The organism is Dapis brunnea BLCC-M229 (genome assembly GCF_050015995.1).
Classification (GTDB): Bacteria; Cyanobacteriota; Cyanobacteriia; order Cyanobacteriales; family Microcoleaceae; genus Trichodesmium.
Map to the genome: position 1 here is coordinate 43,423 of NZ_JBNHEP010000065.1, position 13,347 is coordinate 56,769.

The window sequence follows — 13,347 nt, forward strand, 5'->3', positions numbered from 1 at the left end:
CTTTTTTTTGTACTTCAATTCTCTGGTTTAAAATATAGTAGAAGTTAAAATAACGCTTGCTTTATTTATTAAAAAAATACCCCTAGCTGATAACTGATAACTGATAACTGATAACTGACTTACAACCCATTTCCAATTAAAAGAAATGGTGCCCAATAATAGGGATGACTATACTCACTATTCATCATAGAAATTTGTGCCTTTTGTACTGCTGCTGCCTTGCTTACTCCATTCTTCAAAGCTGCATAAAAATCATTCATAAATTCTTGAGTACCTTGGTCATCAACTCGCCATAAAGTTGCGATGCTTGCTGCTGCACCAGCTTCTTGTATTTTATAACCAAAACCGAGTATTTCTTCACCATTTCCTACCTGTTTTCCCAAAGCAGTTTGACAAGCACTTAAAACTACTAATTCTACATTCTTTAAATTCCAATCTTCCACATCTCGTAAAGTAGCGCGGTTCCCATCTCCAAATAATATGAAAGATTCTTCTGGATGACCACTTACAAAAGCAGAATGAGTAGCAAAATGTACAATATTATAGCTATCCATTTTTGCTTCTATAGCTTCTTTAGTAAAAGCATTACCTAACAATTTATTTGTTTCAGTAAATGTCTTTTCTATCTCCCCTACTTCTACTCCTGCAAAGGGCAATGATTCAAATTCAAATTTGCGTTGACCGACCTGAAAATTATAACTTCCTTCTGTTAAAGCACCTGCCAAAATTAAAGGTTTAAATTTTTCTCTAGGTTCTAAATCCATTAAACTTGAAGCAGTAATATTATTAATTTGAAACCTTTCTGCTAACCATTTTTTTCCATCATGTAGTGCTGCTAAAGGAATATAACGTAGTTGACTATCAGGTGCATAAAGAATATTTTTAGCTTGAGTAAGTTTTAGGTGAGTTTCTATAGGTTTAATCAACCAATTATATAATTTTAATCCTGCTTGTATAACTCTTTGGTCAGATTTATTTCTATTTGTTAATTGTGCTCTTAATCGAAATATACTTTGATTAAATTCTTTGCGATTTACTAAAACAGTGCGATGAAATGGAGGCGAATTAGCAGTTACTAATATTAATTCTAGTCGGTCTTCTAAAAGTAATGGATATAAGACTACAGTATTTTGTTGGTTATGTTCCTGTAGTTCAGACTGTAGCCAAAGTGCAATATCTGAACTTAGCTTTTGACTCCTAGCATTTTTCTCTAATTCTGAAACTATAGATTTGACTTCTTCACTATCAATAAATTCTTCAATTTTTTTCAATTTTTCCTGTAAGTTATTTTGATTATTACCATTGCTTTGAGCAACTTCATCTATTAGCTGAGTATACTTTTCCCAAAACACCTGTTCTGACTCTAGTAATGGAACTTCACTATATTCATATTCATCAGTTTGTAAGCTCCCGATATATTCAAATGTCTCTTGTATATGCAGTAAATCTAAAATTTGATGTGCTTCTAGAGCACGTTTTTGTTGCAGCAATAAGTCAGCCAAAGTGCGATATATTTCAGCAATACTTTCTATATATAAATTTTGCTGTTCTACTGGTAATTTTTTCAAATCTTTGCGAATATTTTCAGTAATATTAACTGATTGTTTATAGAAAATTATTGCCAATTCATCTTGATTTTTTCTTTCTAAAAATTTACCTATATCAGCAAGAGTAATTCTCTCTCCATCTTGGTCTCCAAGCTGTCGTTCAATAATCAAAGTATTAGTCAAAAATTTTAGTGACTCTGAATGTTTATGTTGATTTGACTCTCGATGAACTATGCCAATATGATGAAGAGTAGATGCACGATCCTGGCGATCGCCTATTTCTTCTTGAATAGCTAATGCTTGCTGATGATATTTTAATGCTTCAGAATATTTCCCTTGTTCTCGATAAATTACACCTATATTATCTAGAGTTTTGGCAATACCAATATTGTCTTTATTTTTCCGATTAACCTCTAAAGCTTGTTGATAATATTTTAAAGCTTGAGGAAATTCCTTTAAGTGATAATAAATTGCTCCAATATTATTTAAAAGTTTCGCTTTTTCTGGATAATTTTTATTTAAAGCCTGCTGATAAAAATTTATAGCTTGCTCATACTGCCCTAACTGGGAATATACCAAACCAATATTACTTAAAATAGCACTGATATTTTCATTATCTTTCTCCTGTTGAGCATTTTTCAAAGCTTCCTGATAAAATTCTAAAGCTTTAAGATATTTACTTTGAGCATCATAAACAACAGCAATTTTATTTAAAGTTCTGATAAATCCAGAGCGATCACTCTCTTGAGTATAAATTTCTAATACTTGTTTTAATTTTTCTATAGCAACCTCAAATTGACTATTATTAAATTCTTCTGTTGCCTGTTGCTCAAGTTTTTGCGCTTCAGTTTTTAGGTTGTTTTGTGAAGTTAAATAAGTCTCATTTTTTGTAACTTGTGCCAGTGCTTGTAAATTTATATTCTCTTTTTTCTCAACTACTATAGATGGAGGAATCATTAATAAACATATAGTAGGTATAATTAACCTCAAATTTTTCCAAATCATCATTTTATTAACTAATTTTTTTGTGTGTAAATCAGGAGACAGGAGTCAGGAGACAGGAGAAAATAATGGTCAGTAATTATAGAAATAAATTAAGTATAAATACTTAGGGCTTGCTGATTAAATATCAAATAATTGACAGATAAAGGTTTGAGCAATTTTAGGTCTTGAAAAAGTACCAGCTTTTCGGTTGATAGGACTGAAAAAGTGGGCATTTTGGGGTAACGTGAGGCAGAAAAATTAAGGGACTATTCTCCTGACTACCTACTCTATAACTCCCATTTCTCCTGACTCCTGACTTATGTACTATTTGTGTGTTCTTACATTCTGACTCTCTTGAATAGTTATTTTTTATTGGATGTCTTTCTTAAAAAAACTAGCAAAACTAGCAATTTAGTACTAGCATTACCTAACTCTCTTGCCAAGAGTATTTTCTCATTGATAAGAAATTATATTAATCATAGGAAATTTAAGGAAATTTGATAAGGGTGCCCAATCATTGGGATGACTATACTCACTATTAATCATAGAAATTTGTGTTGTAGTGCTGCTGCCTTGCTTTCTCCATTCAATAAGCTCCATAAAAATCGCAAAAATCAAAAATCATTCATAAATTCTTGAGTACCTTTGATCGTCCTCCGGACGGTGCGGAGCACGATCGCCAATTCACCAGGAAAAGTATAAGTATTTATACTTAGGGCTGGCTGATTAAATGTCAAATGATTGAAAGATAAAGGTTTGAGCAATTTTCAGCCCGGAAAAAGTACCTGATTTTCAGTGAATAGAGAGGAAAAATTGGGGATTTTGGGGTAAATATGGCAGAAAAATCACTTAAGGTATGCGCCCCTAGCAACTTCTCTATAACTCAAGATTCTCCTAGACTCTTAACTACTCCCTACTCCCTACTCCCTACCTCAACAAAAAGACTTTCTCAACAAAAAGACTTTTTCAGCAAACCCTACTTAATTTATTTCTATAATTACTGGCCATTATTTTCTCCTGTCTCCTGGCTCCTGACTCCTATCTCCTGATTTTTTGTAATACGTTTTGAAGTGCGGAATGTAGGTTATAACATTTTATCTAAAGGCATTTGGTCAGATAAATCCCATTTTCACTTGAGTTTGGAGAGCAAAATCCTTCCATTGAAGTAACAATTAACAATTAATTATTAATTGTTGAAGATTCCTATATGGGGATTTAGTATAACTACAATAATAAAATAGGGAATTGATATATGGTTTTACCTTCCAATTCCCTCTATATTTTGTATGTACTATTGTGTGTTCTTTGTTTTGACGCTTTTAAATTTTGATGTTACTACTCTAATGACTTATTTGTACTATCCTTTGATAAATCTAATGGTGAATTATCAGTCTCATTTGTCTCATCAGCAGAAATAGTAGTTAGTTTTTCTTCCTCATTCTGACTCTCTTGAATAGTTATTTTTTCTGATGAAGGAGAGCTATCTTCAAGTTCAGAAACTTCAGCTAATTTAGAAGTTTCTGAAATAGATTTTTCAGTAGATGTAGATTCTGCTTCTGAAGATAAAGTTACTTCTTTTTCAACTTCTACCAAAGTAGTTTCCTCTACCTGAATATCAGATATCACAGACTCTTCTTTTTCCATTAAAGATTCTTGTTCAGGTTGAGTATCTTCAGTCTGACTGATAATCTCATTAACTTCTGAAATAACTTCTTCACTAGAAGTTAATTGCTCAGTATCAGCTTGGATTTTTGTAGATGTTAAATCAGAAGAAGTATTTTTACTGTCTCTACCTTTAATTGCATTTTTAATATTACTCAATATTCCACTCACAGGCGTCAATAACTGAGAAAAACCACCAGCTTTTTTAGATGAAGTTGTCTGTAATTCCTGAGATGTTTCTGGCAAAGTTGGAGCATCGGTTAAAACATTTTCTTCTGTCATACTTTCAGTTGTATCTACTTGAGACTCTTCTGTCACTTTGCTGGAGTCTGAAGTAGTCTCATTTGATAATAATTCAGATTCAGTTTCTCCTGGTTTTACTTCATTAACAAACTCTTCAAGAGAAGTTTCTACTGACTCACTTAAATCTAATTTCGGAATATTCTCTAATTTTGGTATAGATGTTGCTTCAGAAATAGATGTTGCTTCAGAAATAGTTGTTGATTTTTCTTGAGTATTATCTTGAGTGCTTTCCTGAGTAGATATTTTTGTTTGCTCTGCAACTGGAGTCACTTGGCGACGCAATGTCAGACTTTCCCAGGCAAACCAACCTAATAAAGCGACACTCGCCACTTGACCCAATAGCACTGCACCTGTAATTCTACCCGCACAGAACCATAATACTAGAGCATAGAAAAGACCTACACCACTCCAGATAAAATCGTTTTTCCGATGGACTTCTGGAAAGAAAAAGGCCACCATATATAAAGCTAAACTACCAAGACCAACAGCTAAGGCCAATATGTTTGCAAGCATAAGTTTAGGTACTCCCACTATATCTTCCTATATGGGGTCATTTTATCGTTCATTGACATTCTCCCGACTTTGGACTTGAGGGACAATGTAGAATTCCTAAACCCTTCCTTTTCATGTGGGTGTACAGCCAAAAACACTGTTTGCAGACCATTTCCCCAGGAAAAACTTAGCCAGAGATACTTTTGACTTTTGACTTTTTAATTATAACTTCTGACTTATGTACGTCGCCAATCCGACGGCTCCCCTATGCGCATAGCGCTATAGCACCTGCCTTCCTAGAAAATATGTAGTGAGATAATGCCGAGTCTTAGAAATGATTATTGGACTAATCAAATTTTCCCTACTAGGAAAAATTCTAACTATTATAGTTCAGAGTTAAAGATTTGTTAATTAAATCGTGAGTTTAATCACTTTTTTACCTAATTTCAAGTCACAGACGATTACTAAAGTTGTCTCGTAAGATAGAAGTATTAGACAAGTTTAAAAATAAATTGTTCTATATTTTCATCAAAATGAAAGGAGGGTTTGGAATGTGGGAAAAAATTTTGTTAGCAACTGCTGTTACCTTTTCTTTACATATCTTTGCGGGGATAGATTTATCTGATCTTAAGTCACCTGTTTCCTCTTTATCTCCTTCTGTAACTACAGCAGACAGTAAAATGCCAAATTTATCATACCCTTCCTTATCATATATTCAAGAAACTTTTCCATCTTCAACTCTGACAAATATCAAAACTTTTATGAACCAATAATTTAATATTGATAGAGTAGTTCTGAACTTCTAATAAATCAGAATAAATGTGTTTGAAATATTACTAATTTTTTTGATCGGCATAACTCCTTGCCTAGTTTCTTTATGGATTATCCAAAAGTTTGCACCAAGGACTACAGAAAGACTTAACTCAGTTAGATTAATTGTAAACTATAGACAAAGAACAGCTATATCTAACCAACCAGAACAACAATATATTGAAGGAGTAGGATATATAATAGGAGACTTAACTTGTAAGTTTAATGCTAGGTCTTCTCAAGTTCGTTGTGCTGTTAATCCCCTAGGTCCATGTAAAGATTGTCGTGATTATCAGTCAATAGATATTCATTAATTCAAGTAATTTGGTAGTTCTTTGATTATTGTGATTTATTCTGAGTCTCAATGTTTTAGGAATAATTAATCACCATAATTATCTGGAAAGTTATGTTTCAACTCAGACAATTAATTCGGATGTAATTATTTTTTGTATATAGCAATCCCCTGTATATTTGTGTATAAAAATCTTACTGCTTTTAGGGAACACTTAACAGGTGGGAATTTCAGTTTTTTTATCTACTTTTTGATTACCTGCAACCTATGCGCGGATTGCTATAGATACTTTTTTCCTACTATAAATAAACCCACAGTGATTAGACATCTTGCCAAATTTTTTCATGATATAATGTAAGGCTATTCCTTTTTAGTTTTTGGGCGGCAGTAAGTATCATAAAACAGCGATCGCTAATCGTCAAAAAATAATTAAGCTTTAAAACAAGAATTATTGTTTAATAATTAAAGACAATTATTCATCTAATTAAATTGATTTAATAATGAAATCTTGGCAAGCCAAAAAGTTAAAACTTTGAGAGTGATGGTTTTCAAGGTTAAAGCTTGCCTAATAAAGAAAAAAGAAACCAGGACGTAAACCCAAGTTAATAGTTGAAGATAAAATTCTCATAACGGTTCAGTATTTGAGAGAATATAGGACTTATTAAAATATTGGTCAAGAGTTTAAAATTTCCGAATCTAACGTCTGTCGTATTGTCTATAAAATAGAAAATATATTAATTAAATCTCATCAATTTCGTCTCTCTAGAATTAATTATTACTAACACTTTATAAATCATATAAATTGTCAATATTCAAAATTTTTTATCCCTTTTTTAGATATTTACCTGTTCCCTTTTCCCTAGCGATACCAACATGTTATCAAATTAGTATAACTGCTCAATAGTTACGATTCAAAATTTAGACTTTTGCAAATATTCTAATCCTAAAAATATAGCTGTAATAGTTCCACAAACAGATATTTCTCCTATCAATACTCTCTCAAGAACTTCAGCAACAGGTATTAAAACTACTTCAATTTCTTCTGTAATATCAAGTTCTTGTAGCTGAGACTTGATGACATTTTCAGCAATAAATAAATGAATATAATTGGTATCTTTAACAGGATTACCATATAAAGTTGCTAACTTAATTAATTTCTCAGCCACATATCCAGTTTCTTCAGTAAGTTCTCTACTAGCAGCTACTTCAGCCATTTCCTCTTGAGGATTAAAAGCTCCTGCAGGTAGCTCTAATAAAACTTCACCAACTCCATGTCTATATTGACGGACAAATACAATTTCTTGTTGAGCAGTTACAGGAAAAACAAGAGCAATATCTGGTCTAACATTAATAAAAAAATCATCTATAATTTTGCCATTTGGTAACTCAACTTCATCCTGTCTTACCTGACACCATTGATTACTAATTACCAACCTAGATTGTAAAAGCTTCCATTTTTTTAAATCAGTCATAAGTACCTGTGCAAAATTAATTTATTTAAGGGAGTAGGCAGTAAGAGAAAAAATATACAAGTATACTTTATAAGTAGAGCCAAAATAATTTAGCCTATCTATTTTAAAGGAGTAGGCAGTCCGCAGTAGGGGAAAAAATATACAAGTATAATTTATAAGTAAAGCCAAAATAATTTAGCTTATCTACTTATATGGAGTAGTACAGTAGGGGAAAAAATATACAAACTTTATAAGTAGAACCAAAATAATTTAGACTATCTACTTAACTTCAGCACCAAACATACAATTAATTTTGCTTGAATACTTAATTAATAAGCATGAGTAAGGATTTAATCAACTCAACCAGACTAACTCAAGATTTACAAAAAGTCACCTCAGACTTGCATCAAACTAACTCCTTTGCTGGAGTACTTCGCTTTATTGTATTAGGTTTTGCCTTTCTCAGTTTAGTCACAATAGCCTGGTCAAAATCCAATAACTGTTTATTTTCGGGTATTAGCATTTTCGCGGGACTCTTGTATGCTTTCTGGCTAATTTGTACCCATGATATGACTCATTACACCTTAACTGGGTGGAGATGGTTTGACAGTATTATGCCTCGACTAATAAGTTGGCCCATGCTGTGGCCTTACAGTGTTTACGCTGCACTGCACCAACTACATCATGGCTGGAATGGTAGTGACTTACGAGACCCAGAAAGGGTGCAGTGGACATGGCAAGAATATCAAAATTCTTATCCTCTTGTGCAATGGTATGTGCGTCATCAATGGAGTATTGATATTTTTCTGGCAGGAGGAGTGGGTTTAATTCTGAAAACTTTTATTCATGGTTGGCGTTACCGAAAGTTAGTTTCTCGCTTCCACCAAAAAATATTTCTAGATGTAGGAGGAATGGTATTAGTGCATGGAGTTTTGATCGGTTTTGCGATGACAAATGGGGAATTATTACGCTATTTACTGTTTTGGTTAATATTAGAAAGAGTAATTGGCATTGTGATGCAAACTCGTGACCATCTAGAACATTATGGACTTTGGGGTAAAGCGAAAACTTATCAACTTACTCAACTTTATGCCTCTCGTAATCTTAAGGCAAATTTTGTTGTTGAATGGTTAATGGGAGGGTTAAATTATCATGGAGTTCATCATGCTTTTCCTGGCATTCCTTTTAATAATTTGCCAGAGGCTTTTCAGCGTATTCAAGGCGTTTTGAAGAGTCATAATTTACCTTTGATGAAAGTTGATGATGGTTATTGTCAGAAAACTTGTTTTTTGAGCAGTCATCCTGCTTTAATTGGTGAGGATAAGTCTTCTGAGATTAGAGAATATAATCAAATCATTTTGACAAGGAATAATATTGTTTCTAATTAATATGTTGTCCTGTTTTGATTCTGATTATTGGCTATAAATTAATGTAAATTTGTATTGGGAAGAGTAAAAATAACTAGCCTAAGTAACAGGGAAAGACTTTGAAGTCGAAGGGCTACTTTTTATAGTTATATAAAATCTGGTTATACCATTTCTCAAAAATTTTTCTAGATTTTCTTGAGCCAGGGAGTAGGGTCGGAGGGACGTCGCATGCAACGTCCGTACAGAGTAGTAAACATAAAAATAATTAACACCCTTGGCTGATTACTGATAGCTAACTGCTGAATAATTACAATTGTTCTACCTAAATAAAAACTGCTAGAAACACTAAAAAATTACCGAATAATTAATAATTAATAATTATGAATTAAATATCTTGGTTAAAAGCCTCCGCTTTTAAGGGGAAAAAAAGTGCTAGGGTATTTCCTTATATTCAATCCGATGGTTTTAACCAAAGGTAATTATCCATTATCCATTATCCATTAATGAAATCTGACTTTTAGAGATTATCTGGCAGTAACTCTTTAAATAAATTATTTAACTCTTGAGGATGAATCGGAGAAAATATAGCATCATCTGAAACAACAGCAGCTTCCAAATGTCGATTGTGTAAAATTTCCCAGTCAATAATAGTTAAATGATTGCGTGTTATCAAGGGCAGTTTTCTATGCCAATGTATCTTCATTTCTAATACTGACCCCCCACCTTCTCTCTCTGCTAACAAAATTGGTTCTGTTCTGTCATACTCTCCTTGGGGATGAATAATTAATATAGCTAATTTCCCAATTTCATTCCTTTTACTGTTGAGACTTTTCTGTAAATCTAAAGCTAATTTATCGGCTGATTTTTGACTTTCCCCTACGGTAATTTGCAAATTATTTTCTGCAGAAAAGCCAAATCCTGAGAGAATATTTCCTGCATTAACTACAGGTAGATTAAGGTTAGGTATTGCAACTGATAATAAAATCAAAACTATAGCCAATATGAGAGAATTTACCTTGTTAATCATTTGAAGAAAAAATAACGCATAAATAAAAACTGAAAATTTAAAGAAGTCGTATAAGCTAAGTATAGCATTTTCAAATAAGATAAGTTGTCAAACAACTGTTGGTTATTTTCTGACATTAAAAAGTCCGGGAAACCTTTTTACCGAAAAATAAAGGTATAAAGCCTCTCTATTCATGGAGAAAAAGCGGTCGAGAGATGGGGTTTCGCTGCGCGACATGAAAAGCGGAGCGGCTCTGTAAAAGTGGCTTTCCTCGCCATCTCTAATCGACGAAGAGAAGAAAAAAAATTCCTTGAGCGCAAATCTTCTTCTTTATAAGAAGAGGTAATTATTAATTATTAATTATTAATTGTTGCCTTTTGCCTAAAGAAAAGTGAAGTGGTTAGTTTTTTTACACAACTTAAATAAAATTGCTATATACTTAGTTTATACTATCAATTATAAATTTAACCACTGTATTACCATCTTTGGTGCAGGCAATAAAATCATTACCAATAAACCTAACATTAACAATCCTAAAAAGTCACGTTTATCATCTAGTTCACTAACATCATTAAGAGCAGGTTCATCAGCAAGAGGAAGTAAAAATAAAAAGATTGCTAAAAATAAAAATTCCTTATTTATAAAAGCTAATAGTAATAACAAAAAACGAGAAATTTGACCAATAACCATGCCAGTGCGTTGCCCAAACATGGCGTGTACTATATGACCACCATCAAGTTGCCCAATAGGTATTAAATTATATGCAGTAACTACTAAACCTATATAACCTGCTACTGCTACTGGATGTAAATCTATACCTTTGTTATAAGTTAACTCTGTACCTAATGCTAATTTACTTAATACAGCTAATAAAAAAGAAAAAGTCGGATTTAATGAATCTATAGATAATATTCCTGAATCCTCAGAAAGAGGCACAACACTAGAGTTAGATAAACCCCAAATTAATAGAGGTATTGTGACTACTAATCCGGCAATAGGACCTGCTATACTAACATCAAATAAAGATTTACGATTAGGTACAGGACTTTGCATCCGAATAAATGCGCCAAAAGTTCCCAAGAAAAACGGCACAGGAATAAAATATGGTAAAGTTGTACGAATTTTGTATAATTGAGCTGTTATATAATGACCAAATTCATGGCATCCTAGAATCAAAATCAGAGCAATTCCATAAGGTAAACCCTGAATTAATAAATTAGGGTCATATTGTATTGCATCTTCAGAAATACCAACTATTTCTCTCGCCCCTACTAATGTAGTAGTGAATAAAGTAATTAGTAATAATCCTAAAGCCAACATTATAGGTCTTTTATATTCTTGAGACTCTTGAGTTTTATTCTTACTACAACTTGGGTTAGGAACTAGAGCAAAGAAAGGTTTACCTTGAAAGCTATTTTGAAATACCACTAGGAAGCGATCGCCAAATTTTCCTTCTACATTTTCTCGTACTGTTTGATAAGCTTTTTCTGGGTTAGAACGTAAATGACCTCGACAAATAACTGCTTGAGCTCTATACTCTAAATTCCTTAGATAGTAAACTGTCCAAGGAAAACAATTTCGTAGGCTGGTTTCTTCTGTTTTGTCTATTGCTAGTTTTGGTGGAGTTTGGTTGATAGTTTGAGTAGGGTCGATTTCTGGTTGACTCTGGGAGTTACTATTTTCTATTTTTGATTTATCTGATTGATTAGGAGTATAACGTCCCTGTTGTACCAATAACCAGTATAGATAAGGACAAAAAACAAAAGGGATGATAATTAATGCTGGTGGTAGTTGCTTTTGACCATAGATTAACATCCAAGTGGTCCATATTAAAGCAGGTGTCATCATTACTAGCCATAATATCCAGATAGGAGTGCGAGTAATTTTACTTACACTACGCTGCAACATAAAATATGTAATCAACCCTAATAAAATTAATAAAAAGAGCATAATAGTTTACTGAGTTCTGTCTATTTCTAAATTAAGTAAGAATACTGCCTTGATACAACAGCCTTTTGTTTCCAAACCTCCCCAATTTGTCCTAGAAAATATTTTTGCTTTTTCGCCAAACCGAGATACTTTAGGAGGAACTTCTTATCTTATTGTAGAGAATCAGACCAACATTCTGATTGATTGTCCTGCCGATAATGAAACAAACCTAAAATTTCTCATGGAATACGGAGGAGTAAAGTGGTTGTATATTACCCATCGTAGTGCTATTGGCAAGGCAAAGAAAATTCAAGAATATTTCAAATGTGAGATTCTAATTCAAGAACAAGAAGCTTATTTGTTGCCTGGGTTAAAAGTAACTACTTTTGAACAGGAGTTTAATTTGAGTCCACATACTAAGATTTTCTGGACTCCTGGTCATACTCCTGGTTCCTCTTGTCTATATTACTCAGGGAATGGAGGGGTATTATTTACAGGTCGTCACTTGTTACCTAATAGTCAGGGCAAACCTGTTCCGTTGCGTATTGCTAAGACTTTTCATTGGCCTAGACAGGTTCAAAGTGTTAAATTTTTGATTGACCGATTTTCTTCAGAAACTTTACAATATATTTGTCCTGGTGCTAATACTGGTGCTTTGAGAGGTAAGCGAGTAATTGACTCAGCTTATGATAAGTTAGTATCTTTGAATTTAGATACTTATTCTCAAGTTAAATCATTGTTTTGAGTTACTTAACTTTAGGTATCACACCTTGTCCGTGCATATTATTGCTATAGTAGTGTCGTGTCAACCTTAAAGTAGTGTATCTAAGAACCTATCCCACTATTCTTGAAACCCTTACATTGAGCTAATGGAAAAATTGTGAAATGTTTAAAAATCCTATTAGTGGGATAGATTCTAGGTATTTAATGATATAGCAAAGGGCAGAAGGCAGAAGGAAAAATCTTGCTTTGTCTGGATTTTTAGGCTTTTGATGCGTCCTAACCTTTGCTTCGACTACTATATTACTAATAACTGAAAAGACACTAGTATAAGAGTAAGATGTCCCTACTGGCGTTTCTAGACTAAAATTGTGGGTGTTTGAGCGAGCACCTAGAAGATATCTCCTCCTTGAATCTTCCCCTCCTTTCAAAGCTATGCTTTATAAACATCTTTAATTAACATAAAATTTTACTTTTAGAGACAAGTTATGTATAAGCATTTGAGAGGCTTTTTCCTGAGAAAAGTGTATTGAAAAGTACATTTTTTTAATAAATGCAGACAAGATTCTTACTCCCCCCTCTTCCCCCTCTTCCCCCTATCCCCAGCCTCCCACAAGGTTTTCAGGAGTTCCTTATAAGGGATAGCTTTCACGCGGGGGGTAAGGGGGGGATAGTTGTGGGGTTGGGGGTTTAGGTTTTTTAACTCACATTTTTAAGCCAGACACCCTACTACTGCCGTGTCAAGCTTAAAATGGTGTATTATAGTTCAAAAATACTGGGGCTT

General features: G+C 33.1%; 9 protein-coding genes and 1 pseudogene. 5 read left to right on the plus strand and 5 right to left on the minus strand.

Features of this window, described 5'->3' with window-relative positions; all coding sequences use genetic code 11:
* Positions 1 to 119: 119 nt before the first annotated feature.
* The gene (locus tag ACP6PM_RS07730) at positions 120 to 2,555 is read right to left on the minus strand and encodes a CHAT domain-containing protein (protein ID WP_426583355.1); all 2,436 of its coding nucleotides are present in this window, start codon (positions 2,553 to 2,555) and stop codon (positions 120 to 122) included.
* 1,311 nt (positions 2,556 to 3,866) lie between these two features.
* Positions 3,867 to 5,009 carry a Ycf66 family protein gene (locus tag ACP6PM_RS07735; protein WP_426583357.1) on the minus strand — a complete coding sequence of 381 codons (1,143 nt, stop codon included), beginning with the start codon at positions 5,007 to 5,009 and terminating at the stop codon, positions 3,867 to 3,869.
* Between the two features lie 530 nt (positions 5,010 to 5,539).
* Between ACP6PM_RS07735 and ACP6PM_RS07740 the strand changes: the two genes are divergently transcribed.
* The 3 genes and pseudogenes from ACP6PM_RS07740 to ACP6PM_RS07750 form a co-directional block, all read left to right on the plus strand.
* The gene (locus tag ACP6PM_RS07740; RefSeq protein WP_426583359.1) at positions 5,540 to 5,761 is read left to right on the plus strand and encodes a hypothetical protein; all 222 of its coding nucleotides are present in this window, start codon (positions 5,540 to 5,542) and stop codon (positions 5,759 to 5,761) included.
* 48 nt (positions 5,762 to 5,809) lie between these two features.
* Positions 5,810 to 6,112, plus strand: coding sequence for a DUF6464 family protein (locus ACP6PM_RS07745; RefSeq protein ID WP_426583361.1), 303 nt, complete (start codon positions 5,810 to 5,812; stop codon positions 6,110 to 6,112).
* A gap of 553 nt (positions 6,113 to 6,665) precedes the next feature.
* A pseudogene (locus ACP6PM_RS07750) lies at positions 6,666 to 6,851 on the plus strand (helix-turn-helix domain-containing protein); the annotation flags it as partial.
* A gap of 150 nt (positions 6,852 to 7,001) precedes the next feature.
* Here the strand turns inward: ACP6PM_RS07750 and ACP6PM_RS07755 are convergent.
* Entirely contained in the window at positions 7,002 to 7,562 is a 561-nt protein-coding gene (locus ACP6PM_RS07755) for an NUDIX hydrolase (protein ID WP_426583363.1), read from the minus strand.
* A gap of 317 nt (positions 7,563 to 7,879) precedes the next feature.
* Here ACP6PM_RS07755 and ACP6PM_RS07760 point away from each other — a divergent pair, with 317 nt between their 5' ends.
* Complete coding sequence (locus ACP6PM_RS07760) at positions 7,880 to 8,929, plus strand: fatty acid desaturase family protein (protein WP_426583365.1); 1,050 nt, start codon at positions 7,880 to 7,882, stop codon at positions 8,927 to 8,929.
* Between the two features lie 496 nt (positions 8,930 to 9,425).
* Here ACP6PM_RS07760 and ACP6PM_RS07765 read toward each other — a convergent pair whose 3' ends face one another.
* Both ACP6PM_RS07765 and ACP6PM_RS07770 read right to left on the minus strand, forming a co-directional pair.
* Positions 9,426 to 9,935, minus strand: a complete 510-nt coding sequence (locus ACP6PM_RS07765; protein ID WP_426583367.1) for a hypothetical protein — start codon at positions 9,933 to 9,935, stop codon at positions 9,426 to 9,428.
* A gap of 435 nt (positions 9,936 to 10,370) precedes the next feature.
* On the minus strand, positions 10,371 to 11,864 hold the full coding sequence (locus tag ACP6PM_RS07770; protein ID WP_426583369.1) for a site-2 protease family protein: 1,494 nt from the start codon (positions 11,862 to 11,864) through the stop codon (positions 10,371 to 10,373).
* A 49-nt stretch (positions 11,865 to 11,913) separates the two neighbouring features.
* Between ACP6PM_RS07770 and ACP6PM_RS07775 the strand changes: the two genes are divergently transcribed.
* Positions 11,914 to 12,588, plus strand: a complete 675-nt coding sequence (locus ACP6PM_RS07775; RefSeq protein ID WP_426583371.1) for an MBL fold metallo-hydrolase — start codon at positions 11,914 to 11,916, stop codon at positions 12,586 to 12,588.
* Positions 12,589 to 13,347 lie beyond the last annotated feature (759 nt).

Excerpts from the sequence above, each read along its gene's own strand:
- ACP6PM_RS07730 (WP_426583355.1), bottom strand. The coding sequence starts at position 2,555 with ATGATGATTTGGAAAAATTTGAGGTTAATTATACCTACTATATGTTTA.
- ACP6PM_RS07735 (WP_426583357.1), bottom strand. The coding sequence starts at position 5,009 with ATGCTTGCAAACATATTGGCCTTAGCTGTTGGTCTTGGTAGTTTAGCT.
- ACP6PM_RS07740 (WP_426583359.1), top strand. The coding sequence starts at position 5,540 with ATGTGGGAAAAAATTTTGTTAGCAACTGCTGTTACCTTTTCTTTACAT.
- ACP6PM_RS07755 (WP_426583363.1), bottom strand. The coding sequence starts at position 7,562 with ATGACTGATTTAAAAAAATGGAAGCTTTTACAATCTAGGTTGGTAATT.
- ACP6PM_RS07760 (WP_426583365.1), top strand. The coding sequence starts at position 7,880 with ATGAGTAAGGATTTAATCAACTCAACCAGACTAACTCAAGATTTACAA.
- ACP6PM_RS07765 (WP_426583367.1), bottom strand. The coding sequence starts at position 9,935 with ATGATTAACAAGGTAAATTCTCTCATATTGGCTATAGTTTTGATTTTA.
- ACP6PM_RS07770 (WP_426583369.1), bottom strand. The coding sequence starts at position 11,864 with ATGCTCTTTTTATTAATTTTATTAGGGTTGATTACATATTTTATGTTG.